This is a genomic window from Streptomyces javensis (assembly GCF_039525925.1).
Lineage (GTDB): Bacteria > Actinomycetota > Actinomycetes > Streptomycetales > Streptomycetaceae > Streptomyces > Streptomyces asiaticus.
This window is the reverse complement of the sequence record NZ_BAAAIF010000009.1, coordinates 127459-151598: the sequence shown is the minus strand read 5'-3', so window position 1 is coordinate 151598 and position 24140 is coordinate 127459. Positions and strand designations below refer to the sequence as shown.

Here is a 24140-nt window from a genome sequence, read left to right as displayed (position 1 = left end):
GAGTAAGTCATGCGCAGATCCTGGTGGCCGCTCGCCGCCATCACCCTCGGCAACTTCATGCTGTTGATAGACGTCACGATCGTGAACACCGCGCTGCCCCAGGTGGCACGTGGGCTGGACGCGTCCTTCACCTCCCTCCAGTGGGTGATGGACATCTACGCGCTGGCGCTGGCCGCGCTGCTGATGGTGGCCGGATCGGCGGCGGACCTCTTCGGACGGCGGCGGCTGTATCTCGTCGGCCTCGCGGTGTTCGCGATCTCCTCCCTGGTCTGCGGTCTGGCACCGGACGCCGGGGTACTGATCGCGGCCCGCGCCGTGCAGGGGGTGGGGGCCGCGGCCATGTTCGCCACCAACACCCCGCTGCTGATGGCCACGTACTCAGGACGCGACCGCGGTATCGCCTTCGGCGTGTGGGGCGGTACCAGCGGGGCGGCCGCGGCGGTCGGCCCGGTGCTGGGCGGGGTGCTGACCGAGTATGTCGACTGGCGCGCGATCTTCCTGGTCAATCTGCCGCTGACGGCGATCGCGGTGTGGATCACGGTCCGCTCCATCGAGGAGTCGCGCGGCGCGGCGGGGGTGCGCATCGACTGGCCGGGCGCCGCCTCCTTCACGGTGTGCGCCGGGGCGCTGACGTACGGGCTGATGCGCGGCGGCGAGGAGGGCTGGGCCGACACCGGCACGGTCACCGCGCTGGTGGCGGCCGCGGTCGCGCTGGTCGCCTTCGTCCTGCTGGAGCGCGGGAAGCGGCAGCCGCTGCTGGACCTGGGGCTGATGCGCCGCCCGACGTTCGCGGTGCTGATGGCGGCGGCCCTGCTGCTCCAGGCGGCGGCCTTCCCGTACCTCACCTACGCCGGGCTGTGGTTGCAGTCGGTGCTCGGGATGAGCCCGGTGCAGGCGGGGCTCGCGGTGACGCCGATGGCGGGCGTCTCGCTGGTCGTCGGCGCGGCGGGCGGACGGCTGCTGGACAAGGTCGCCCCCGGCCGGGCACTCGGCGGCGGACTGCTGCTGGTGGGCACGGGCGCGCTGGTCAACGCGGCGATGGTGACCCCGGACTCGGACTGGGCCGCCTTCGTCCCCGGCCTGGCCCTGGCCGGTCTGGGGATCGGCCTGGCCATGCCGGTGCTGGTCTCGGCGGCCCTCGGCTCGGCCCCGCCGGAGCGTGCGGGCATGGCCAGCGGCGCGGTGAACACCTTCCGGCAGATGGGCTACGCGCTCGGGATCGCCGTCCTGGGCACGGTGTTCGCGACGCGGGTACGGGACATGGTGGACGGCGGCGACACCGTCCCGGCCCGGGCGGCCGGGCAGGCCGCCGAGGCCATCAGCGGCGGCCACGCCGACGCCGTGATCGCCGCCGCGCCCCCGGCCCGGGCGGACGCGGCGCGTGCTCTGGTCCACGAGTCGTTCGCGGCCGGTCTCGACCGCATCTGCGTCATCGCCGGCATCGCGGCCCTGGCGGCGGGCCTCCTGGTCCTCGCCGTCGTCCGCGGCGGCCCCGGCGGCACACCCCCGAAGCCGACCCCCGAGAAGACCCCGTCGGAGCCGGTCCACGCCTGAGCGGTGGCCGCAGCGGTACGACGAGGGGCGGGCGCCCGACGGCGCCCGCCCCTCGCGGCGTGGGCCGGGCGCCTGCCCGCCGGGCTTCCGGGTGGGAGTTGTAGGATGACTGGGCAACCGGGTGAATCGAGACGTGAGGGAGCCGACAGGGATGGCGTTGCGGGCGGCGGGGCGGCGGTCGCTGGTCGACACCGTGGTGGAGCAGTTGCGCGCGCAGCTCACCGAGGGCGAGTGGCGGGTCGGGGACCGCGTGCCCACCGAGCATGCCCTCGCCGAGCAGCTCCAGGTCGGCCGGAACACGGTCCGCGAGGCGGTTCGCGTCCTCGTGCACGCGGGGATGTTGCAGTCCCGGCAGGGCGAGGGCACCTTCGTGGTGTCCACGACCGACCCTTCCGAGGTCATGCGGGATGTGCGGCGCGCCGGGATCCGGGATGTGCTGGAGCTGCGGATCGCGCTGGAGGCGGAGGGGGCGCGGCTGGCCGCGCTCCGGCACAGCCCGGCCGATCTGCGGCGGATGCGGGCGGCGCTGGAGTCGCTCGAGGCGTTCGCGCGGGGCGGGGAGCGGCCCGACGACGGCCACCACGAGCTGCATGCCACCCATGACCTCGAGTTCCACACCGCCGTGGTGGACGCCGCGCACAACGCCGCGCTGAGCGCGACCTACGGCTGGTTCAGCAGCTCGGTGCGGGACTCGCTGGTGGCCTCGCTCGGCGACCGCGAGGTGCCGAGCATCGTCCCCGCCGACCACCGTGCCCTGGTCGACGCGATCGCCTCCGGCGACCCGGCGGCCGCCGAGGCGGCGGCTCGGGCGCTGCTGGAGGCGCCGAAACGCGCCATCGAGTCCCTGCTCGCCACCGGCTGAGGCCCCTCCCGGCGGGTGTCACGGCGCCCGGCCACCCCATCCCACCGCTACCTGAGCCGCCTCATCTCACCACCACATGAGCCGCCTCATCTCACCACTATGTGAACGGAGTTCTTCTTGCCACGCCCGCACACCCCAGGACCCGAGGCCGAGCCCCTGCTCGTGGACGCCGAGACGGATCTGCGGCCGACCCCCGAGGTGACCGCCGCACGGCGGGCCCTGCGGGCCCACCCGGCGCTTCTCCTGATCGGCATCGTGCTGGCGTCGCTCAACATGCGGGCCGCGCTCGCCGGGGTTTCCCCGCTCCTCGGCGAGATCAGCGGCCACTTCCGGCTGTCCGCGACCACCGGCAGCCTGGTCACCACCATTCCGCTGATCTTCATGGGCCTGGCCTCGCCCTTCGCGCCCCGGCTCGCCCGGCGCTGGGGCACCGAGGCGGTACTGCTGAGCGCGCTGGTGCTGCTGCTCGGCGGCATACTGCTGCGGGTGGCGCCGCCCGTGATGGCGCTCTTCGCCGGGGGCGCCCTCGTCGGCAGCGGGATCGCGTTCCTCAATGTGCTGATGCCGGGCCTGGTCAAGCGGGACTTCCCGCACCGGGCCGCCGGAATGACCGCGCTCTACACCACCTCGATGATCGGCGGGGCGACGGTCTCCGCCGCCTCCGCCGTGCCCCTGGAGAACGCGCTGGGCGGTTGGCGGGGTTCGCTCGCCTCATGGTCGCTGCTGGCGGCGGTCGCGGCGCTGGTCTGGATACCGCAGACGGTGCTCGCGCGGCGTGGCACGCGCCACGGCGAGCCCGCGGCGACGCCCGTGGCAACGCCCGTAAGGACGACGTCGGGGGTGGAGCCGAGGCTGAGCCGCTCCGCGCTGGCCTGGCAGGTCACGCTGTTCATGGGGTTGCAGTCGTCGATCGCGTACGTCTGCATCGCCTGGATGCCGACGATCTTCACCGACCACGGCATGAGCAAGAGCGCGGCCGGGCTGGTGTTCGCCTTCAGCACCATGTTGCAGATGGTCGGTTCGTTCGTGGTGCCCACCCTCGCCGGGCGGATGCGCTCCCAGCGGACGCTGGCCGTCGCCGTCGCGGCGCTGATGGGCGCCGGTATCGCGGGTCTGCTGGTGGCCCCCGCCGCCGGGGCGTGGGTGTGGGCGGCGCTGATAGGCGTCGGCCAAGGCGGGTCCGTGGGGCTCGCGCTGACCATGATGGTGCTGCGGACCGGGGACGCCCACACCTCGGCGCGGCTGTCCGGCATGGCGCAGACCTGGGGCTATCTGCTGGCCGCGGTGGGCCCGCTGGCGCTCGGCGTGGTGCACCAGACCACCGGCGGCTGGGCGCTGCCGCTCACGCTGATGCTGGCGGTGTGCGGGGCGCTGGCGCTGCTGGGCCTGGGCGCGGGCCGCGACCGCAGGATCCGGGCCTGAGCGGTCCGGAGGGTCCGTCCCCCCGGTGCCTGAGCGGTCCGGAAGGTCCGTCCCCCCGCGCCTTCACAGCCTGCCCTCAGGCCATGGAGGGCCGACCGACAAGTCCCGCCGCCACTCTCGATGTCACGGCATCGACGAGAACCGGAGGACGGGATGGGCGGCATGAGCGGCATGAGCGGCATGGACGAGGCGAAGACCACCCGCGGCGCGCGCACCACCGCGGGTGGCGCCGGGCGGCCCTGGCGGCGGCTGCTGCGGGCCCCCTGGACCGTGGCCTGTGTGGCGGCGACGGTCCTGCTCGGCTCGTCCACGGCCGTGGCCTCCGCCCTGGACCAGGCCAACGCGGCCCCCGGACACACCGCGGCGGCGGTCGTCACGACGACCGCCGCCACCGCGGAGACCACCGGAGGCCGCTCCGCCGTCCCGGCGCGATGGCGACCGTAAGGCGCGCACGGACCGCTGGGCGGCCCCCTCCGGCGTCACCTCACGCGGGTGGTCGCTCCGTGGTCACTCCGTGATCACTCCTCCCCCGCGAGGGTCAGTGTGCGCAGCTTGCGGCCCGCGTACCAGGTCGCGGCCACGGTCACGGCCAGCAGCAGGATGACGCCGGTCGCCAGGCCGACGTCCGACGTGATCACATCGCCGTCCGCGACCTTCTGCGCGAGCGCCAGCGCCCACTGCTGCACGCTGAGCTTGCGGGCCCCGGCGACCAGGCTGCCGAAGAAGGTCTCCCAGACCAGGGCGTAGACCAGCCCCGCGATCACCGCGTGCCGGGTCACGGTGCCCAGCAGCAGGAAGACCGCGCTGTAGGCGACGGAGGCCACGGCGGCGGCGACGGCGTAGCCGACGGCCAGCTGGTTCGCGTTGCCGTTCAGCACGAAGCCCGCGAGCAGGGTGGGGATCGCGGAGAAGGCGACGGTCACGCCGATCGCCACGATCAGCTTGGTGATGATGATCGTCGGCCGCTTCACCGGCTTGGCCAGCAGATAGATGACCGAGCCGTCGTCGATCTCCGGGCCGATCGCGCCCGTACCGGCGATCACGCCGATCAGCGGAACCATGGTGGCCATCGCGAAGCCGCCCAGGATCGCGTCGGCCGTGTCGTCGTCCGCGCCGGTCAGCAGCCGTACGGCGAGCGAGATGATCAGCAGCAGACCGGGGAGGGTGAAGAGGATCAGCGCACGGCGGCGGCCGAGCAGGGCCCGGTAGGTGAGCCGCGCGACGGTGGGGTGGTAGAGCGAGGACATCGCTGTGGGCTCCTTTCAGGCCGCGACGAGGTAGGAGAAGACGCTTTCCAAGGACTCGTCGGAGGGCGAGACCGTGAGGAGCCGGATGCCCTGGTCACGGGCGACGCGGGGCAGCAGTTCGGTGAAGCGGGCGAAGTCCACCGCCTGGATGTGCAGCCCGCCGTCGACGCCGGTGCTCGCGTCGACCTCGATACCGGTGGTCGACGCGTCGGCGATCAGGGCGGCCGCGAGCGCGCGGTCGTCGCTGGACCGGACGAGATAGCGGTGCGGACGGTCCGTCATCAGCCGGCGGATCTTGCGGAAGTCGCCGGAGGCGGCGTGCCGCCCCGCGACGATCACCTCGATGTGCGCCGCCAGCTGCTCGACCTCCTCGAGGATGTGCGAGGAGAACAGCACGGTGCGGCCCTCGGCGCCCATCCGCCGCAGCAGATCCATCAGCTGCATCCGCTGCCGGGGGTCCATGCCGTTGAACGGCTCGTCCAGGAGGAGCACCGACGGCTCGTGCACCAGCGCGGAGGCCATCTTCACGCGCTGGCGCATGCCCTTGCTATACGTGGCGATCTTCCGGGAGCCCGCGTAGTCCATCTCGACGGTGTCGAGCGCCTTACGGGCGGCGGCGCGGGGATCGGGCAGCCCGTGCAGCTCGGCGTTGGCGATCACGAACTCGCGGCCGGTGAGGAAGTCGTACATCGCCTCCCGCTCGGGGACGATCCCGATGTGGCGGTACGCCTGCTCATTGCGCCAGATCGGGGCGCCGTCGAGGGTCACGGACCCGGTGGAGGGGGCCAGGAAGCCGCCCATCATGTTGATGAGGGTGGACTTGCCGGCGCCGTTGGGGCCGAGGAGCCCGGTGACACCGGGGCCGATGTCCATGGTCACGTCGTTGACGGCCACGACGTTCCCGAACCAGCGGGAGACGTTGTCGATGGCGATCGTGGTCACAGGCCGACCTTTCGGTAGCGGCGCATCAGCAGCCCGTACGAGCCGGCGATCAGGCCGAGGAGAACGAGGACGTAGACGAGCCCGGTCCCGGTGCCGGGGCCGACCCCGCCGGGGAAGGACGAGGTGGCACCGAGGAACGCCGTCTGCACCCCGTCGATGATGGTGATCGGCGAGAACAGCCCGATCCAGCTCACCGGGCCGGTGTTGCCCTGGTCCCAGGCGATGGCCTGGACGGCGGACACCGCCCCGTAGGAGATGGTCAGCAGGGCGATGACGGCGGCGACGCCGAAACCGCGGCGCGGGGTGAGCGCGGCGATGACCAGGCTGATGCCGGCGAAGAGGAGCGAGAGCAGAGCCACGGAGACCAGTCCTTGTGCGAAGCCCTTCGTCTGATCGGCGAAGTCCAGCTTGGCGAGCAGCGCCCCGGCGTAGAGGATCAGCAGGGGCGCGCCGGTGAGGATGAACAGCGCGGAGGCCATGGCGGCGAACTTGGCCACCACGTAGTCCATCGTTTCGATGGGCCGCGAGAAGTAGAGCGGGACCGTCTTGAAGCGGAGGTCCCGGGAGACGGACTGTGGCGCCTGGGAGGCGGTGTAGAGGCCGATGACGGCCTGAAGCATGATCGCGTAGCGGGTGTACTTGACGGGCAGCTCGTCCGCGCTGGTGGCGATGGCCACCGCGACGATGATCGCGGCGGGCATGCACATCACGGCGAACAGCAGCATCGGCGCGACCTTGGACTTGGCCGAGCGGCCGAGGCCGTAGGCGCCGCGCAGGCTCTGGGAGAAGAGCGAGCGGCGGGCGTAGGCGCGGCCGAGGCGCGGGCCCTCGTAGTGGCGGTAGCCGATGTTGTGAATGACGTCGGCGCGCTGCTGGGTCACGGTCTCAGGCGGCATCGACGGCACCTCCCTTCCCGTGTGCGCTTGCGGCGGCGTTCGCGGCGGCCCCTGCGGCGGCGTCCGCGTCCGCGGGGCTCGCGTCCGCGGGACTCGCGTCCGCGGCGCTCGTGTCCTCGTCGTCGGACCGGAAGATCTCCGCGATGCGGTGGCGGCGCTGCTCCATGCGGACCAGGCCGAGGCCGAGGTCGGCGATGGTGTCGCGGACCGTGTCGTACGTCTCCTCGCCCGCGACGTCGACCAGCAGCACATGGTCGGAGCCGGGCGACCCGTCGGCGCCACGGCCGGCGGGCTGGACGGTGAGCCCGGCCCGGTCGAGCGCGGTACGCAGCGCCGTGGTGCCGTCCGGGTGGTCGGCGGTGTCGGTCACCTCGACCGCGAGCGAGGCCGTGGCCTGGGTGAAGTCACTGGTGGAGCTGGAGCGGAGCAGCTTGCCGCCGTCGATGACCACGACGTGGTCGCAGGTGCGCTCCAGCTCGCCGAGCAGATGCGAGGTGACCAGGACCGAGATGCCGAAGTCGGTGTGCACGCGGCGGATCAGCCCGAGCATCTCGTCGCGGCCGACCGGGTCCAGTCCGTTGGTCGGCTCGTCCAGCAGCACCAGGCGCGGGTCGTGCACCAGGGCCTGGGCGAGCTTGACCCGCTGTTTCATGCCCGTGGAGTAGCCGCCCATGGGGCGGTACCGCTCCTCGTACAGCCCGACGTGGCGCAGGGTGTCGGCCGTGCGCTCGCGGGCCGCGGACGGCGGCAGCCCGGACATGCGCGCCATGTGGACGACGAACTCGGTCGCCGAGACATCGGGCGGCAGACAGTCGTGCTCGGGCATATAGCCGACGCTTTCGCGGATGGCGCTGCCGTCCTTCGCCACATCGAGGCCGAGCACGGAAGCGCGGCCCTCGCTGGCGGGGGACAACCCGAGCAGGATCTTGATCAGCGTGGACTTACCGGCGCCGTTGGCACCCACCAGGCCGGTGACTCCTGGTGCGATGTCGACGGACAGCCGGTCGAGCGCGGTGACGCGGGGGAACCGCTTGCTCAGACTTTCGGTGGCGATCACAGTCACGCGTTCGACGGTAGTGGTGTGAGACACAGGCGGCGTCACTCCAGACGGTGGGATTCGCCTCGTCCTCGGGTCTGACGCGCCCGTAGGGGACAGGCCCCGACCGGAGGGGGTTACCAAGGGTATCCACAGCCGGTCCGGGAGCTTATGCCCGATGTGCGGCCGGGGCCAGCCGGGACCGTGCCCATCCCGGGTACCACGCGGTGAACAGGGCCGGAAGGACGAACCCGGCGAACTGCGCCACCAGCGCCGCCACCACGCCCAGACCGGCCGAGACGACCACGACCATGGCCGCGGCGGAGAGGGTGAAGGCGATGGACCAGGCCCGGGTGATCACCACGTTGATGTGCCGGAACGCATAGGTGTCCCAGACCTCGGGCGGTGCCTGGCGCCGGGCGATACCGGTGGTGAAGGGCCGCCCGACGGCGAGCGTCGTCCAGGCGGTGACGGCCAGCCAGCTCAGTGCCAGCGCGCCGACGTAGTCCTTGAGCCCGCTGTCGGGGCGGGCGAAGGCGAAGACCGTCAGCGCGGTGAAGAAGGCCACCGTGCTGCACTCGAGGATGAGGGCGTCGGCGGCCAGGCCCGCCTTACGGGCCCGGATCAGCATCGCCGCGCCCAGCACCAGCCCGGCCAGCGCGCCCCACTGCCAGCCCAGCGTGGACACGATCGCCAGGGCGATCCATGGCAGGAATCCGCGCAAGTAACTCATTTGACCCTCCCCCGGGCGTCAGGTCACATTCCGTCATGGGATGTCGAAGGTAGAACGTGCCCTGCGAGCCCTGTCCTATGCCTGACGGGCCGTTTGGCCCGCCCGCCTTCCGGCCGGGAACGGGAGCGTCAGAGGCCGGGTGCGCCCCAGACCGGGAACCAGCGGCTCAGGTCCTCCTCGATCCGCAGATCGTCCCCGAGCAGCGCCCGCGTCTGGAGCTCCAGCGCGTTGTCCCGCTTCTCGGCGGCGCCCGGCAGCGGCGCGAAGGGGTAGAAGGTGCCGCGCTTGTAGAGGTACACCAGCGCGAGCGAACGCCCCGCCGCGTCCTGGAAGCCGATCAGCGAGCACAGCAGCTGGGGGCCGAACCCCCCGTCCTGGAGCAGTGAGTTGACCGCGTGCAGATCGTTGACGAGCGAGGCCACATCGTCCGGCCGCTGCCTGGCCAGCAGCCAGGTGTAGCCGTACGCGTCCTGGCTGAACTCCACGGGCACCCCGCCCCGCTCCGTATCCGCGTCCAGCAGCTCCCGCACATCCCGCTGGAGCTGGGAGAAGGCGCCGCCCTCCACGCTCGCGAAGCAGACCGAGCCCCGGCCGGTCGGGGTGAACCCGGCCCCCGCCTCCAGGCTGACCGCGGCCCCCGGGAGCCCGAAGAGCCGGTCGAGGTCGGGGCGGACCGGTTTGCTGCGGCCCAGGATGGCGTCCAGCAGCCTCATGCCTCAGCCCCTTCCCGCCTGGCCCAGCTGGGTGGAGATCCGGGCGAGCTGGTCCAGCCGCCGCTCCAGCGTCGGATGCGAGGAGAACAGCCGGCTCACGCTCTCCCCGGAGAGCGCGGGCGCGAAGAAGAACGCGTTGTACGGCTCGACCTTGCGCAGGTCCCGGGTCGGGATCCGGGCCATCTGCCCCGTCACCTTGGTGAGCGCGGCGGCGAGCGCCGAGGGCCGCCCGGTCAGCAGCGCGCCGGCGCGGTCGGCGGACAGCTCGCGGTAGCGGGACAGCAGCCTTGTCAGCAGGAAGCTGATCGCGTAGACCACGGCGCTGATCAGCGGGATGAGCAGCACCGCGATGCCCACGTTGTTGTTACGGCTGCCACGGCTGAGCCCGCCCCACAGCGCCGCGCGGGTCATGATGCCCGCCAGCACCCCGAGGAAGGAGGCGATGGTCATGACCGCCACATCGCGGTGCGCCACATGCGACAGCTCATGGGCGAGCACGCCCTCCAGCTCCTCCGGCTCCAGCCGCCGCAGCAGGCCCGTGGTGGCGCACACCAGGGCGTTGCGCTGATTGCGGCCGGTGGCGAAGGCGTTCGGCACATCGGTGTCGGCGATGGCCACCCGGGGCTTGGGCATGTCCGCGAGCGCGCACAGCCGGTCCACCGCACCGTGCAGCTCGGGGGCCTGCTGCGGGGTGACCTCCCGGGCGCCCATGCTGAACGCCGCGATCCGGTCGCTGAACCAGAACTGCGCCACGAACAGCCCTCCCGCGATGATCACGATCAGCGGCCAGGCGCCCTTGAACAGGGCGAGCAGCACGCCGATGAAGACCACATAGAGCAGCCCGATGAAGAACATCGTCGTGACCATGCGCGTGGTCAGCCCACGGTCCGGGGCATAGCGGGTATGCGGCATGGGATGCCTCCCCAGTGACGCGACGCCAAAGGCTCTATACCCGATTCTGCCGCTTATCGGGCGATCCGCGCCGCGCGCTGTCGCCCTTTCTCCTGCGAGCCGTACTGCCCGCGCCGCTTACCCCGCTATCTGGGCCGCGCCCTCCGTGGCGATCTTCTCGAAGACCCCGAGGTCGGCCGCGAAGATCGAATCGGGGATCGGCCAGTGCAGCACGATCTCCTCGATGCCCTGCTCGGCATGGCGTCCGGCGAAGTCCACAAAGGCGTCCACCGAGCTCAGCGGCCCGGTGCCATCCGGGGTGAAGCCGGTGAGGAAGATCTTGTCGAGGTCGTCGGCGTTCCGCCCGGCCTCGGCGCACGCCTTGCCCAGCCGGTCGATCTGACCGCCGATGGCGGCCAGCGAATCGGCCGGGGTGCCCGTCTCGGAGATCTTCGGATCGCCCGTGGTCACCCATGCCTGGCCGTGCCGCGCCGCGAGCCGCAGCCCGCGCGGACCGGTGGCGGCCACCGCGAACGGCAGCCGCGGCCGCTGCACACAGCCGGGGATGTCGCGCGCCTCGTACGCGCTGTAGTGCGTGCCCTCGTACGTCACCGCGTCATGCGTCAGCAGCCGGTCGAGCAGCTCGACGAACTCGCCGAACCGGTCCGCCCGCTCCCGGGGCGACCACGGCTCCTCGCCGCCGCGCAGCAGCGTCGTCGCGTCGAAGCCGGATCCGCCCGCGCCGATACCGAGGGTGATCCGCCCGCCGGAGACGTCGTCCAGCGTGATCAGCTCCTTGGCCAGCGTCACCGGATGCCGGAAGTTCGGGGAGGTGACGAGGGTGCCCAGGCGCAGCCGTGAGGTCGCCGCGGCGGCCGCCGTCAGCGTGGGGATCGCCCCGAACCAGGGGCCGTCACGGAAGCTGCGCCAGGACAGGTGGTCGTAGGTGTACGCGGCGTGGAAACCCAGCTCCTCGGCGCGCTGCCATGTCTTCCGGCCGCCCTCGGACCAGCGGTGGATGGGCAGGATCACGGTGCTCACTCGCATACCGCGAGCCTAAGCGGTGGGTGTGACAACGCCGTACCGAGCCGCACCGAGCCGTACCGAGCCGCATCCTCGGGCCGCACCGAGCCGTACCGAGCCGCACCCTAGAGCCGCACCGAGCCTTACCGACGGGACGCTTGGCGGGCCCACCCGAGCACCGTGCCCCCACCGATGAGCGGCATATGCGGGAGGATGTTTCCGTGACTCCTGCGACCGACCGGCCGAACACCCCGGCCCCAGAGCGTTTCCGCCCCGTCCCGGCCCGGCCCCGGCTGATCGCCACCGACCTCGACGGCACCCTGCTGCGGGACGACAAGACGGTCTCCGACCGCACCGTGACGGCGCTCGCGGCGGCCGAGCGGGCCGGCATCGAGGTGTTCTTCGTCACCGGCCGTCCGGCCCGCTGGATGGACGTCGTCAGCGCCCATGTGCACGGCCACGGCCTGGCGATCTGCGCCAACGGCGCCGCCGTCGTCGATCTGCACCAGGGCGGGCTGCCGGTCGAGGTCCGTCCGCTCGCCACGGACCGGGCCCTCGCCATCGTGGAGGCACTGCGCGAGGCGGCCCCGGGCACGTCCTTCGCGGTCGAACGCAGCGGCGGGATCTTCTACGAACCGCAGTACCCGCCCTTCCACCTCGACCCGGGCGCGATCGTCGCCCCCGCCGAGAAGCTGCTCCACGACGGTTTCGCGCACGCCGACATGCCGGTCCTCAAGCTGCTCGCCCACCACCCCGAGCTGGCGCCGGACGACTTCCTCCAGCTGGCCCGCTCGGTGGCCGGGGCCCACGGCGACTTCACCCGCTCCAGCCCGTCCGCCCTGCTGGAGGTCAGCGGTCTCGGGGTCAGCAAGGCCAGCACCCTGGCCCGGTGCTGTGCCGAGCGCGGGATCTCGGCCTCGGAGGTCGTGGCGTTCGGGGACATGCCCAACGACCTGGAGATGCTGATGTGGGCGGGCACCTCGTACGCGATGGCCAACGCCCATCCGGACGTGCTCGCCGCGACCACCCACCGCACGGGCGCCAACACCGAGGACGGCGTCGCCGTCGTCATAGAGCGGATGCTGGCCGGATAGCCGGATAGCCGTACAACGGCACGGAACTGCCCCCGACCGCGGCACCCGGCACCCGGCACCCGGCACCCGGCAACGCCCCCGGCCGCGGGGCCGGGGGCGTTCGTGTCCGACCGGAGTCGGCTTACCAGAAGATGACGGCGTACCCGTTGCCGCCCGCGGTGCCGTTGCCGCCCGTGCCGCCCGGGGTGGTGCCGCCGCCCGCGCCGCCGCCGGCGCCGCCGTTACCGCCCTCGCTGGTGTTCGTCGGGGGCAGCTGCACGATGCCGTCGACCGCGTCGCCGCCCTCGCCGCCGAGCGCGCCGGACTCGCCGTTCTCGCCGGTCCGGTTGACCGCGTAGATGCTGTTGCAGCTACTACCCGTGCCGCCGATGCCGCCGGCGCCCGGTGTACCCGGGGCGGTCGTGGCGCCGCCACCGCCGCCACCGCCGGTGCCGCCCGTGGCGGTGAGCTGGTTACCGCTGATGGAGGCCAGGGTCGTCGAGGTGCCGGGGCCGCCGGTCGTACCCGCGGTGCCGGTCGTGGTGCCACCGGGACCACCGGTACCCGCGGTGCCGCCGGTGCCCAGGTCCACCGTGTAGGTGGCGAACGGCGCGACCGAGATGACGCACCAGGTGAAGCCGCCGGACCCGCCGCCACCGCCGGTGCCGCCCACGGCGGCGCTGCTGCCGCCACCACCGCCGCCACCGCCACCGCCCGCACCCCATGCCTGGATGTGCACCGAGGTGACCCCCGGGGGCGGCGTGAAGGTGCCGTCCGCGGTGAACTCCTGCACCCCGTGGAGAACGGTCGGCGGCTTGGGCGGCTTGGGACGGCCGTACCCGGCGGGGTCATCCGCCGAGGCGGCGGGCGACATGGTCAGCAGCTGGCTGGACAGAGCCGCCGCCGTCGCGACGGAGGCGAAGAGGACCCGGCGGCGCGCCCGGGAACGATGAGGAGTAGGGCTCTGGCTGTTCACGTCATGACTTCCTTCCCCGCGTCGGGCCAACAAGCTGTCGCGGAGTGCGAAGGGATACGAAGGACCGAGCGGCCCGCGAGCCTCATCTCATCCACGGTTCGAGTGATCCGCACTCTGACAAGCCGATAGTTGGACCGCGTAGGTGAGCAGTTGGGCCGGGCGGGCGACAACCCCCGCCCCACGACGCCCTGTCACCGGCCCAACGCCGTGTCGAGCTCTTGGCCCGGCCACCGGCCGGTCAGGCCCCGGCCCGGCAGCGCCCCGTAAAGCACCTTCGCTCGGCAACAGGCCCCAGGCCCCTCCCGGTTGGCGGCCGTGGGGCCCCCGACCCGGCAGCGGCGCCTCAGGCACCTCGCCCGACAGCGGTACCCCGCCCGACAGCGGCACCTCGTCCGACAGCGCCCCCTGAGGGAGACCCCACCCGGCAGCGGCCGCTCAGACCCCGCACTCGGTAACGGCCGTCAGGCGTCCTCGCTCGGCAGGGGTGCCTCCCACGCCACTGTCGTGCCGCGGCCGTCCTCCCCGAGGCCGGGGCCGAAGGTGCTCGATCCGCCAAGTGCCTCGGCCCGCCGTGCCAGGTTGGTCAGGCCGCTGCGCCGACCGTCCGCGGGCACGCCCACCCCGTCGTCCGCGACGGTCAGCCGGACCGCCGGGCGCCCGTCCGCGAGCCGCGCGCTGGCGTCGACGACCACCTCGATCCGCTCGGCCCGGGCATGCCGGAACGCGTTGGACAGCGATTCGCGCAGTGCCGCGACGAGATGGGCGCCGGTCACCGACACGACCAGGTCGTCCACCGGGCCCAGGAAGGTCAGCGACGGCTGGAAACCCAACGGCACGGCGGCGGCCCTGACCTCTCGCAGCACCCGGCCGCGCAGCCCGGGCGGCGTCTCGGGCGGGGTCTGCTGCAACGCGAAGATCGCCGTCCGTACCTCCTGGATGGTGGCACCCAGCTCCTCGACGGCCCGCTCGATCCGCTCCCGTACCTCCGGCGCGTCCGACTGGCGCTCCGCGCTCTCCAGCAGCATCCCGGTGGCGAAGAGCCGCTGGACGACGAGGTCGTGGAGGTCGCGGGCGATCCGGTCGCGCTCCTCGAGGACCGCGAGCCGCTCCCGGTCGCGCTGCGCCTCGGCGAGCACCAGCGCGACCGCCGCCTGCGCCGCGAACTGGGCGGCCAGGGTGCGCTCGGTCGCGGTGAACGGGTCGGCGTCCCGCTCCCGCGCGGTGGCCAGCACGCCGAGCACCCGGTCCCCGCTGCTCAGCGGCACCATCATGCTCGGCCCGTAGCGCCCGGGGACGCCGGTGCCGAGCAGCGGGTCCGCGGCCGGGTCCTCGATGAGGACCGGCTGCCCGGCCAACAGCCTCGGCACGGCCGGAGCGCGGGCCGGAAGCACCGCGCCCAGCAGCCCGGATCGCTCATCGGCGGCCACCGCCACGGCCTTCAGGCCGTCACCGCCGTCCTCCGGCAGCAGCACGATGCCCACCGCCGCGCCCGCGAGCTCCCGGGCCTTCTCGGCGACCACGGCCGGTCCGTCCCCGGCGCCGCCGGACAGCACCGCCTGGGTGACGGCCACCGACCCCTCGATCCAGCGCTCGCGCTGCCGGGTGGCTCCCTGGACGCGGGTGTGCCCGATGGCGATCCCGGCCTCGGTCGCCAGCACCTCGACCAGATGCCGATCGGAGTCGGTGAACGGACCGCCGCCCCGCTTATCGGCGAGGCAGAGGATGCCGAAGCTCTCCTCCCCGACGCGCAGCGGAACGCTGAGATACGAGCCCGACGGCTGAGGCGAGCCCGACGGCTGGGACGGGCCCGACGGCCCGCTGGTCGAGGGCTTTCCGGTGCGGCGTGCGTCGGCGAGCAGCTCCGCGCACCGCTCCCGGTCGGCCTCTGTCACGCCGTACGTGACCACATCGGCCAGTCCCTGGCCAGCGGCGGCGTCGCCCGCGGTGTGGTGCACCCCGATCGCGGCACGGCGCGCGCCCACCAGCTCGGCCGCGGTACGGACGATCCGGTCGAGGACGGTGTGCGCGTCCGGCCCCGTGCCGAGCGAGCGCATGGCCTCCAGCAGTCGCGGCAGCCGCGCCGTGAGCTCGGTGGACAGCCCCCGCAGACCGCGGGTCGCCTCCGCGGCCACGTCCAGGGGGTCGGGGGAGGGGGCAGCGGCCGCCATGCGTCGAGCCTAATGAATACCGCAGGTAAACGCCCTGTTGTGAACGCTGGGCACCGCTTCTGCCGGCACCCCGGCCCCGCACGACCCCGTGCCCGCCGAACCACACGACAGAGGCTCCGCCCCAGACCCCGGGGCCTGGGGTGAAGCCCCAGTTCAGGGAAGGGGCGTGGAGGGGAACAGCCCGCCGCAGGCGACAACACCCGCCGGACAGCCCCCTTCCCCCACCCCGCTACCCAGCACCCACCAGGACCCCGCCCTCCACCGCCTCACGCTCCAGCATCCGGCGGAACGGACCCTCGGCCGAGGCCAGTTCCGCGTACGTCCCGCGCTGGACCGCGCGGCCGCCGTCGAGGACGATCACCTCGTCCACCGCGTCCAGGCCCGCCAGCCGGTGGGTGATCAGGACGGTGGTGCGCCCCTGGGTCGCCGACAGCAGGTCGGCGGTCAGGGCGTCGGCCGTGGGCAGGTCCAGGTGCTCGGCGGGCTCGTCCAGGACCAGCACCGGGAAGTCCGCCAGCAGCGCGCGGGCCAGTGCCAGCCGCTGCCGCTGACCGCCGGACAGCCGTGCGCCCTGCTCGCCGACCAGCGTGTCCAGGCCGTTCGGCAGCCCGTCCACCCAGTCCAGCAGCCGGGCCGCGGCCAGCGCCGCGCGCAGCTCGTCATCGCTCGCGCCGGGGCGCGCCAGCCGCAGGTTCTCGCGCAGCGAGCTGTCGAAGACATGGGCGTCCTGGGCGCAGAGGCCGACCAGCCGTCGCACCGCGTCCCCGTCCAGGGCTGCGGCGTTCCGGCCCGCCAGGGTGTACGTACCGCCCTCGGTGTCCAGGAAGCGGAGCAGCACCTGGGCGAGGGTGGTCTTGCCCGCCCCCGACGGCCCGACGACCGCGACCCGGCGGCCCGGGCGCAGCTCCAGCCCGAACCCGTCCAGGGCGGGGACGGACTGCCCCGGGTGGCGGGCGGTGATCCCGCGCAGCACCAGCGGATACGGCGTGCTCGGCGCCTCCTCGTGCCCCGCCTCCTCGCGCCCCGCCTCGTCCGGCTCGCCCACCGCCTCGTCCGGCTCGCGCACCGGCAGCGGCTCGTCCAGCACCTCGTACACCCGCTCCGCGGCCCGCCGCACCCGCTGCCGGTGCTGCACCGCGAGCGGCAGCCCCGCGACGGCCTCGAAGGCGGCGAGCGGGGTCAGCACCACGACCGCCAGCCACACCCCGTGGATCCGGCCGTCCGCCACGGCCGGTACCCCCACCCACGCCGCGGCCGCCACGGTCAGCCCGCAGACCAGCGCGGACAGCCCGGCGCCCGTACCGGCGGCCGCCGCCGCCCGCCGGGCGATCCGGGTGAGCACCCCGTCGGCCCGGCGCACCGCGTCCACCCGGCGCGGCAGCGCGCCCGCGACGGTCAACTCGGCCGCACCCGCGAGCAGATCCACGACCTGCGCCGACAGCGCACCGCGCGCCGGTGCCAGCCGCCGCTCCGCGCGCCGCGCGAGCGCCCCGGACACGGCGGGCACCACGACCCCCGCCACCAGCAGCCCCGCCGCCAGCACGGCCCCGGCCTCGGGCAACACCCAGGTGACGAAGCCCACCGAGGCCGCGCCAACGGTCAGCGCGGTGCCGACGGGCAGCAGCCAGCGCAGGAAGTAGTCCTGCACGGTGTCCACGTCGGCCACCAGCCGGGAGAGCAGATCGCCGCGGCGCGTCCGGCCGAGCCCGGCGGGGGCCAGCCGCTCCAGCCTCCGGTAGACGGCGACCCGCAGCTCGGCCAGCACCCGCAGCACGGCGTCGTGCGAGACCAGGCGCTCGGCGTAGCGGAAGACGGCCCGGCCGATCCCGAACGCCCGGGTCGCGGTGACCGCCACCATGAGATAGAGCACGGGCGGCTGCTGCGCGGCCCGCGAGATCAGCCACCCGGAAACGGCCATCAGCCCGACCGCGCTCAGCAGGGCAAGGCTCCCGAGCACCAGCGCCAGCCCAAACCGCCCTCGCGCCCCGCGCGCGGCCCGCCGTACCCGCGCCAAAGCGCCCCGGCGTGGGCGCGCGGCCGAGCTGTACGACGCGGCCGTGCCGTGCGACACGCTCAGGCCGTCCGACACGGCGGAGCCACCCGACACGCTCACGCCCGTACCGTCCGGCCCGTACCGCACTTCGCCCAGCCGCCCACCGGCTCCGGCGTCCGCCGTCGCCTCATGCGCGGTGGGCGTCCGCTCCACACCCGCGGTCGCGTCCGCCATCGGCTCATGCGCGCCACCGGCCTCGGCGGCCCGTGGCCGCTCCACCCCCGCGACCGCCTCCGGCACGGACCCCCGCGCCCCCGCGCGCGGGCGCCCGGCCGCGCGCGGGGCGTCCACCACCGGCGCGGGCCGATCCGCGAGCAGCGGGGGCAACCCATCAGAACCGGCGGCCCCGGAACCGAACCGCGCCTCCGCACCCGCGCCTGGCGCGGACCCACACGCCTCCGCATCCAGAAGCCCGTCCGCACACGCGACGGACCGGCGGCGCCGGTCCTCGCAGGCGGACCGGAGAGCGACAGTCGGCCCCGGGCGGACGCCACCCGCCGCCAACGCACGCCCCACCGCAGGCAGGGCGGCCTGCCCACCGCGAGCAGCCCCAGAGCCCAGGTCGGGCCCCGGCAGACGCAGCACCCGGTCAGCCAGCGGCAGCAGTGCCGGGCGGTGGACGACCAGAAGGACCGTACGGCCCTCGGCGAGCCGGCGCACCGCCTCGACGACAGACGCCTCCGTCTCGCCGTCCAGGTTCGCCGTCGGCTCGTCCAGGAGGAGCACCGGGCGGTCGGCCAGGAAGGCGCGGGCCAGGGCGATCCGCTGCCGCTGGCCCGCGGAGAGCCCGGCGCCCATCTCGCCCAGCCGGGCCTCGATCCCGTCCGGCAGCGCGGAGACGAAACGCAGCGCGTCCGCGTCCCGCAGGGCGGCCCGTACCGCCTCGTCGTCGGCGTCCGGCCGGGCCAGCCGGACGTTCTCCGCGATCGTCCCGGCGAAGAGGTACGGGCGCTGGGGCACCCAGGCGATCTGTCGCCGCCAGCTCTCCGGGTCCAGGGAGGCCAGGTCCCGGCCCCCGATCAGCACCCGGCCCTCATACGGCGCCGCGAAGCCCAGCACGGCGTTCAGCAGGGTCGACTTCCCCGCGCCGCTGGGGCCCACCACGGCGACGGTCTCCCCAGGGCGGATCTCGCACGAGGTCCGGGCGAGGGACGGTTCGGTGCGTCCGGGGTGGCGGACCACCAGCCCGTCCAGCGCCAGCCCAGCACCCCGAGCGTCGGGGGCGGGCGAGCCGCCCGCCCCCGAGGGCTCGCGCTCCAGCACCGCGAAGACCTCGTCCGCCGCGGTCAGCCCCTCCGCCGCCGCGTGGTACTGCGCACCCACCTGCCGCAGCGGCAGATACGCCTCGGGGGCGAGCACCAGCACCACCAGCCCGGTGAAGAGGTCCATCTCGCCATGCACCAGTCGCATCCCGATGTCGACCGCGACCAGCGCGACCGACACCGTGGAGAGCAGTTCCAGGGCCAGCGAGGACAGAAAGGCCAGCCGCAGCGTCTTGAGCGTGGCCCGCCGGTAGTCACCCGTGATCGCACGAATCGATGCGGCCTGGGCCTTGGCCCGGCCGAAGACCTTGAGGGTGGGCAGTCCGGCCACGACATCGAGGAAGTGCCCGGACAGCCGGGACAACAGCCGCCACTGACGGTCCATCCGGGACTGGGTAGCCCAGCCGATGAGCATCATGAACAGCGGAATCAGGGGCAGCGTGGCGACGATGATCAGCGCGGAGATCCAGTCCGCGGTGACGATCCGGGCGAGCACCGCCACCGGCACCACCACGGCCAGCCCCAGCTGGGGCAGATAGCGCGCGAAGTAGTCGTCCAGCGCGTCGATGCCCCGGGTGGCGAGGGTGGTGAGTTCACCGGTCCGCCGGGAGTCCAGCCAGCTCGGCCCCAGCCGTACGGCCCGCTCCAGCAGCCGCAGCCGCAGCTCCGACTTGACCGCCGCACCGGCCCGGTGGGCGGCCAACTCGGTCAGCCAGGAGACGGCCGCCCGGCCGACGGCGACCAGCGCCAGCAGCCCCAGCGGAAGTGTCAGCGCCGTCACGCCGTCGCCCCGCTGGAAGGCGCCCACCACGATCTCGGCGATCAGCATCGCCTGCGCGATGACCAGTCCCGCTCCGGCCAGGCCCAGCGCCACGGAGGCGGCCAGGAAGAAGCGGGTGGCCCGTGCGTACCGCAGCAGCCGAGGATCGATTGGTTTCACGTGAAACACCGCACCCGGGTCAGTGGGCGGCGGGGATGTGCCGGGTGCCGATGCGCTTGCGGAAGACCCAGTACGTCCACGCCTGGTAAGCCATGATCAGCGGCAGCATGATGGCGCCGACCCACGTCATGATCTTGAGCGGGTAGGGGCTGGAGGCGGCGTTCGCCGCCGTCAGGCTCCACGCCGGGTCCAGCGAGGAGGGCATGACGTCGGGAAAGAGCGCCAGGAAGAGCATCGCGACGGCTGCCGCGACGGCCACCCCGGACAGCCCGAACGCCCAGCCCTCACGCCCCCGCCGGTTCATGATCAGCGCCGCGGCCAGCGCCAGAACCGCGATGACGACCGCCACCAGGCTCCGGGCGTTCCCGCTGTCGCCCTGCGTCCAGAGCAGGAACGGCACCGCGACCACGACGGTGGCCAGCCCGAGCCGGGCCGCATACCGCCGCGCCCGCGCCCGGATGTCCCCGTCCGTCTTGAGCGCGGCGAAGACGGCGCCGTGGAAGGTGAACAGCACCAGCGTGACCGCACCGCCCAGCAGGGCGTACGGCGTGAGCAGATCCGACAGACCACCCGCGTAGTTGCCGTCCCGGCCGATCGGCACCCCGTGCACCAGATTGGCGAAGATCGCTCCCCAGAGGAACGCGGGCAGCAGCGAGCACCAGAAGATCGCATGCTCCCAGTTGCGCTGCCAGCGGTCCTCGGAGCGCTTGTGGCGGTACTCGAAGGCGACACCGCGCAGGATCAGGCAGACCAGGATGGCCAGCAGCGGCAGATAGAAGCCGCTGAAGAGCGCCGCGTACCAGTCGGGGAAGGCGGCGAAGGTCGCCCCGGCCGCCGTGATCAGCCAGACCTCGTTGCCGTCCCACACCGGCCCGATCGTGTTGATCAGGACCCGGCGCTCGGTGCGGTCGCGGGCGAGCAGCTTGGTCAGCACGCCGATGCCGAAGTCGAAGCCCTCCAGGAAGAAGTAGCCCGTCCACAAGAAGGCGATCAGCAGGAACCAGAAGTCGTGAAGGTGCATGATCCTCTCCGGTGATCCTCTACGGCCGTCAGTACGCGAAGGTCAGCGGCTTGTCGGCGTCCTCGTCCTCGGCGGCGGACCCGCCCTCCGGACTGCCAGGACCACCCGGACCGCCCCGGCCACCCGGACCGCTCGAGGGCAGCCGCAGCTTCGGGTCCTTGGCGGGCGGCTTCTCGTCGGTGTCCGGTCCGGCCTTGGCGTACTTGGTCAGCAGCCGTATCTCGATCACCGCGAGCACCCCGTACAGCAGCGTGAAGACGCCGAGCGAGATCAGCACCTCGGTCCGGCTGACGCCGGGGGAGACCGCGTCGGCGGTCTTCATCAGCCCGTAGACCGCCCACGGCTGCCGGCCCATCTCGGTGAAGATCCAGCCGAAGGAGTTGGCGATCAGCGGAAAGCCCATGGTGAGAATGCCGATCCGCCAGGACCAGGTGGACAGCAGCGGGCTCATCTCGCGCTTCTTGGTGAGCATGAGCCGGGGCACCTCGTCCTCGCCGGTGCGGAACGCGGGCGCCAGCCACCGCTTGCGGCGGGTCGTCCACAGCCCGATCAGCCCGGCGACGAACGAGGTCATCCCGAAGCCGATCATCAGCCGGAAGCCCCAGAAGGTCATGAAGATGCTGGGGATGTAGTCATCGGGCTGACCGCCGTAGGCGTCGGCCTCCCGCTGGGCGATGTCGTTGATACCGGGGACGGCGTCGGTGAAGTTGCTGTGCGCCAGGAAGGAGAGCACCCCGGGGACCTCCAGCTCGACGCTGTTGTGCCCCTTGCTGACATCGCCCACGGCGAAGACCGAGAAGGGCGCGGGCGCCTGGGTGTCCCAGAGGGCCTCGGCCGCCGCCATCTTCATCGGCTGCTGCTCGAACATCACCTTGCCGAGCTGGTCACCGCTGATCGCCGTGAAGAGCCCCGCGATCACCGCGACCACCAGGCCCACCCGCAGCGAGGCCCGCATCGCCCCGATCTGCTTCTTCCGCTGCTCGCCCAGCTCCTCGCCGCGCTCCCGGCGGCGCTTGGCCCGCAGCAGATGGAAGGAGGAGATCCCGATGATGAAGGCGGCGCCGGTGAGGAAGGCAGCGGTCAGCGTGTGGAAGCCCACGACCAGGGTGGTGTTCTGGGTCAGCACCGCCCAGATGTCGGTGAGCTGGGCCTTTCCGGTGGCCTTGTCGATGGTGTAGCCGGTCGGGTGCTGCATCCAGGAGTTGGCGGCCAGGATGAAGTACGACGAGAGGATCGTGCCGAGCGCGACGATCCAGATGCAGGCGCAGTGGATCTTCTTGGGCAGCTTGTCCCAGCCGAAGATCCACAGACCTATGAAGGTGGACTCGAAGAAGAAGGCCAGCAGGGCCTCCATCGCGAGCGGGGCGCCGAAGACATCACCGACGAAGCGGGAGTAGTCCGACCAGTTCATGCCGAACTGGAACTCCTGCACGATGCCGGTGACCACACCCATCGCGATGTTGATCAGGAAGAGCTTCCCCCAGAACTTGGTGGCGTGGAAGTACTTCTCCTTGCCCGTGCGGACCCAGGCGGTCTCCAGACCCGCCGTGATCGCGGCGAGAGAGATCGTCAGCGGCACGAAGAGGAAGTGGTAGACGGTCGTGATGCCGAACTGCCATCGGGCCAGCGTCTCCGGCGCCAGAGCCAGATTCACCTGAATCTCTCCTTACGGTCGTGCCTGCCCGCGAAGCGAGCTTGTGAACGTATTCACATTCACAAGCAATGATACGCACATGGCTTCGCCCCCTCCCACCGGGGGTGGTAGGGGGCGAATGGGACACCTATGGGTATGCTGCGCACCTCTCGGGAAGGCCGTTGGGCCCCTTGTGAGGCCCTTACCGATGCGGACCTCGGCGGGCGGCTGCGACCCGCCCGGCTCAGAGCTCCTTGCGGTACTCCTCCGCCGTCCGCAGGAAGATCTCGTTCGCCTCGCGCTCGCCGATGGTCACCCGCACCCCCTCACCCGGGAACGGACGGACCACCACACCCGCCGCCTCGCATGCCGCTCCGAAGTCGGCGGTGCGCTCCCCCAGCCGCAGCCAGACGAAGTTCGCCTGCGAGTCCGGGACCGTCCACCCCTGGGCGGTCAGCGCCTCCCACACCCGGCCCCGCTCGGTGACCAGCGCGTCCACCCGCTCCCGCAGCGCGTCCTCGCTGCGCAGCGAGGCCACCGCCGCGTCCTGGGCGAGCTGGCTGACGCCGAACGGCACCGCGGTCTTGCGCAGCGCCGCCGCCACCGGCTCATGGGCGATCGCGAAGCCGACCCGCAGCCCTGCCAGGCCGTACGCCTTGGAGAAGGTGCGCAGCACACACACGTTCGGCCGGTCCCGGTAGAGATCGATCCCATTGGGGACCCGCTCGTCCCGGATGAACTCGATGTACGCCTCGTCCAGCACCACCAGCACATCGGACGGCACCCGGTCCAGGAACCGCTCCAGCGCGGCCCGGCGCACCACGGTGCTGGTCGGATTGTTGGGGTTACAGACGAAAATCAGCCGGGTGCGGTCGGTGATGGCGTCCGCCATCGCCTCCAGGTCGTGCTCCTCGGCCTCGTTCAGCGGGACCCGCACCGATGTCGCCCCGGCGATCTGAGTGATGATCGGATATGCCTCGAAGGACCGCCAGGCGTAGATCACCTCATCGCCCGGCCCCGCCGTGGACTGGACCAGCTGCTGGGCCACGCCGACCGAGCCGGTTCCGGTGGCCACATGCTCCAGCGGTACGTCGAAGCGGCTCGCCAGCTCGGCGATCAGCGCGGTGCAGGCGAGGTCCGGGTAGCGGTTGAAGGAGGCGGCGGCGTTCGCGGCGGTCTCCAGCACCCCGGCCAGCGGCGGATAGGGGTTCTCGTTGGAGGAGAGCTTGAAGGCCAGGGGGCCGCCCGCGGCCGCCGGCTTACCGGGCTTGTACGTCGGAATGCCGTCCAGCGCGGCGCGCAGCTTGGGGCTCTTCTCGGTCACCGACAGTCCTCCTCGACCCATCCTGTCCCGGGCCGTGCACAGCGTTCGCACACGGCAATACTGCACACCTTATGAGGATTCCCCCGTCTCGCGTACCCGCCGGGCGCCGCCGCGTATCCGCCCCCGGCGCCCGCGTACCCACCGGGGGGAGCGCCCCGCTTTTTCACGCGCGCCGGTGGCGAGCGCCGTGGCGCGCATCACCCGTGCAGGTGAGTTGAGACCTCTTCGAGACATGTATCAATCACCAGGCGCGGATATGCCAGGGGCGATCAGAGGCCCGGTGGAACCCCCAACTGGCTTCACTTCCAAGGGAATTGGTGAAGGCGTTCATGCAGAAACGTGCCTTCCGAATACCGATGGCGGAATCGCGC

General features: G+C 72.7%; 19 protein-coding genes. 5 read left to right on the top strand and 14 right to left on the bottom strand.

The window, feature by feature from the left end; genetic code table 11:
* Positions 1 to 9: 9 nt before the first annotated feature.
* The 4 genes from ABD329_RS11575 (at position 10) to ABD329_RS11560 (ending at position 4282) form a co-directional block, all read left to right on the top strand.
* On the top strand, positions 10 to 1554 hold the full coding sequence (locus ABD329_RS11575) for an MFS transporter (protein WP_198275974.1): 1545 nt from the start codon (positions 10 to 12) through the stop codon (positions 1552 to 1554).
* 151 nt (positions 1555 to 1705) lie between these two features.
* The gene (locus ABD329_RS11570; RefSeq protein WP_198275973.1) at positions 1706 to 2416 is read left to right on the top strand and encodes a FadR/GntR family transcriptional regulator; all 711 of its coding nucleotides are present in this window, start codon (positions 1706 to 1708) and stop codon (positions 2414 to 2416) included.
* A gap of 117 nt (positions 2417 to 2533) precedes the next feature.
* Positions 2534 to 3838, top strand: a complete 1305-nt coding sequence (locus ABD329_RS11565) for a CynX/NimT family MFS transporter (protein WP_198275972.1) — start codon at positions 2534 to 2536, stop codon at positions 3836 to 3838.
* 162 nt (positions 3839 to 4000) lie between these two features.
* Positions 4001 to 4282 (top strand): hypothetical protein, encoded by a 282-nt coding sequence (locus tag ABD329_RS11560; RefSeq protein ID WP_425574314.1) that lies wholly within the window; start codon positions 4001 to 4003, stop codon positions 4280 to 4282.
* A gap of 74 nt (positions 4283 to 4356) precedes the next feature.
* Here ABD329_RS11560 and ABD329_RS11555 read toward each other — a convergent pair whose 3' ends face one another.
* The 8 genes from ABD329_RS11555 to ABD329_RS11520 all read right to left on the bottom strand — a co-directional run bounded on the left by ABD329_RS11555 (position 4357) and on the right by ABD329_RS11520 (position 11343).
* The gene (locus ABD329_RS11555) at positions 4357 to 5085 is read right to left on the bottom strand and encodes an ABC transporter permease subunit (RefSeq protein WP_037957473.1); all 729 of its coding nucleotides are present in this window, start codon (positions 5083 to 5085) and stop codon (positions 4357 to 4359) included.
* Between the two features lie 15 nt (positions 5086 to 5100).
* Positions 5101 to 6027: an ABC transporter ATP-binding protein gene (locus tag ABD329_RS11550; protein ID WP_198275971.1), complete on the bottom strand. Its 927-nt coding sequence runs from the start codon at positions 6025 to 6027 to the stop codon at positions 5101 to 5103.
* Positions 6024 to 6923 (bottom strand): ABC transporter permease, encoded by a 900-nt coding sequence (locus tag ABD329_RS11545; RefSeq protein ID WP_198275970.1) that lies wholly within the window; start codon positions 6921 to 6923, stop codon positions 6024 to 6026. The genes ABD329_RS11550 and ABD329_RS11545 overlap by 4 nt, the downstream gene beginning before the upstream one ends.
* Positions 6913 to 8013, bottom strand: a complete 1101-nt coding sequence (locus ABD329_RS11540; RefSeq protein ID WP_198275969.1) for an ABC transporter ATP-binding protein — start codon at positions 8011 to 8013, stop codon at positions 6913 to 6915. Before ABD329_RS11540 ends, ABD329_RS11545 begins: the two co-directional genes overlap by 11 nt.
* 115 nt (positions 8014 to 8128) lie before the next feature.
* On the bottom strand, positions 8129 to 8692 hold the full coding sequence (locus tag ABD329_RS11535; RefSeq protein ID WP_198275968.1) for a hypothetical protein: 564 nt from the start codon (positions 8690 to 8692) through the stop codon (positions 8129 to 8131).
* Between the two features lie 128 nt (positions 8693 to 8820).
* A complete protein-coding gene (pspAB, locus tag ABD329_RS11530; RefSeq protein WP_198275967.1) occupies positions 8821 to 9405 on the bottom strand; it encodes a PspA-associated protein PspAB in 585 nt (194 codons plus the stop codon).
* Between the two features lie 3 nt (positions 9406 to 9408).
* On the bottom strand, positions 9409 to 10317 hold the full coding sequence (htpX, locus tag ABD329_RS11525; RefSeq protein WP_044572729.1) for a zinc metalloprotease HtpX: 909 nt from the start codon (positions 10315 to 10317) through the stop codon (positions 9409 to 9411).
* 117 nt (positions 10318 to 10434) lie between these two features.
* Positions 10435 to 11343 (bottom strand): LLM class flavin-dependent oxidoreductase, encoded by a 909-nt coding sequence (locus tag ABD329_RS11520; RefSeq protein ID WP_198275966.1) that lies wholly within the window; start codon positions 11341 to 11343, stop codon positions 10435 to 10437.
* Between the two features lie 197 nt (positions 11344 to 11540).
* On the opposite strand from ABD329_RS11520, the gene ABD329_RS11515 reads away from it, so the two are divergent.
* A complete protein-coding gene (locus tag ABD329_RS11515; RefSeq protein ID WP_198275965.1) occupies positions 11541 to 12413 on the top strand; it encodes a Cof-type HAD-IIB family hydrolase in 873 nt (290 codons plus the stop codon).
* A gap of 121 nt (positions 12414 to 12534) precedes the next feature.
* On the opposite strand, the gene ABD329_RS11510 is transcribed toward ABD329_RS11515, so the two are convergent.
* From ABD329_RS11510 to hisC, 6 genes are all read right to left on the bottom strand, one after another.
* The gene (locus ABD329_RS11510) at positions 12535 to 13368 is read right to left on the bottom strand and encodes a hypothetical protein (RefSeq protein ID WP_198275964.1); all 834 of its coding nucleotides are present in this window, start codon (positions 13366 to 13368) and stop codon (positions 12535 to 12537) included.
* 461 nt (positions 13369 to 13829) lie between these two features.
* A complete protein-coding gene (locus ABD329_RS11505) occupies positions 13830 to 15536 on the bottom strand; it encodes a sensor histidine kinase (protein ID WP_198275963.1) in 1707 nt (568 codons plus the stop codon).
* Positions 15537 to 15765: 229 nt separating this feature from the next.
* A complete protein-coding gene (cydD, locus tag ABD329_RS11500) occupies positions 15766 to 19791 on the bottom strand; it encodes a thiol reductant ABC exporter subunit CydD (RefSeq protein ID WP_344316307.1) in 4026 nt (1341 codons plus the stop codon).
* A gap of 19 nt (positions 19792 to 19810) precedes the next feature.
* Positions 19811 to 20812 carry a cytochrome d ubiquinol oxidase subunit II gene (gene cydB / locus ABD329_RS11495; protein ID WP_198279014.1) on the bottom strand — a complete coding sequence of 334 codons (1002 nt, stop codon included), beginning with the start codon at positions 20810 to 20812 and terminating at the stop codon, positions 19811 to 19813.
* A 28-nt stretch (positions 20813 to 20840) separates the two neighbouring features.
* On the bottom strand, positions 20841 to 22466 hold the full coding sequence (locus tag ABD329_RS11490) for a cytochrome ubiquinol oxidase subunit I (RefSeq protein WP_198279015.1): 1626 nt from the start codon (positions 22464 to 22466) through the stop codon (positions 20841 to 20843).
* Positions 22467 to 22689: 223 nt separating this feature from the next.
* A complete protein-coding gene (hisC, locus tag ABD329_RS11485; protein WP_309142804.1) occupies positions 22690 to 23769 on the bottom strand; it encodes a histidinol-phosphate transaminase in 1080 nt (359 codons plus the stop codon).
* Positions 23770 to 24140: the final 371 nt, after the last annotated feature.

Coding starts and splice junctions, on each gene's coding strand:
- ABD329_RS11575 (WP_198275974.1), top strand. CDS start 10: ATGCGCAGATCCTGGTGGCCGCTCGCCGCCATCACCCTCGGCAACTTC.
- ABD329_RS11570 (WP_198275973.1), top strand. CDS start 1,706: ATGGCGTTGCGGGCGGCGGGGCGGCGGTCGCTGGTCGACACCGTGGTG.
- ABD329_RS11560 (WP_425574314.1), top strand. CDS start 4,001: ATGAGCGGCATGAGCGGCATGGACGAGGCGAAGACCACCCGCGGCGCG.
- ABD329_RS11555 (WP_037957473.1), bottom strand. CDS start 5,085: ATGTCCTCGCTCTACCACCCCACCGTCGCGCGGCTCACCTACCGGGCC.
- ABD329_RS11545 (WP_198275970.1), bottom strand. CDS start 6,923: ATGCCGCCTGAGACCGTGACCCAGCAGCGCGCCGACGTCATTCACAAC.
- ABD329_RS11535 (WP_198275968.1), bottom strand. CDS start 8,692: ATGAGTTACTTGCGCGGATTCCTGCCATGGATCGCCCTGGCGATCGTG.
- pspAB (WP_198275967.1), bottom strand. CDS start 9,405: ATGAGGCTGCTGGACGCCATCCTGGGCCGCAGCAAACCGGTCCGCCCC.
- htpX (WP_044572729.1), bottom strand. CDS start 10,317: ATGCCGCATACCCGCTATGCCCCGGACCGTGGGCTGACCACGCGCATG.
- ABD329_RS11520 (WP_198275966.1), bottom strand. CDS start 11,343: ATGCGAGTGAGCACCGTGATCCTGCCCATCCACCGCTGGTCCGAGGGC.
- ABD329_RS11505 (WP_198275963.1), bottom strand. CDS start 15,536: ATGGCGGCCGCTGCCCCCTCCCCCGACCCCCTGGACGTGGCCGCGGAG.
- cydB (WP_198279014.1), bottom strand. CDS start 20,812: ATGCACCTTCACGACTTCTGGTTCCTGCTGATCGCCTTCTTGTGGACG.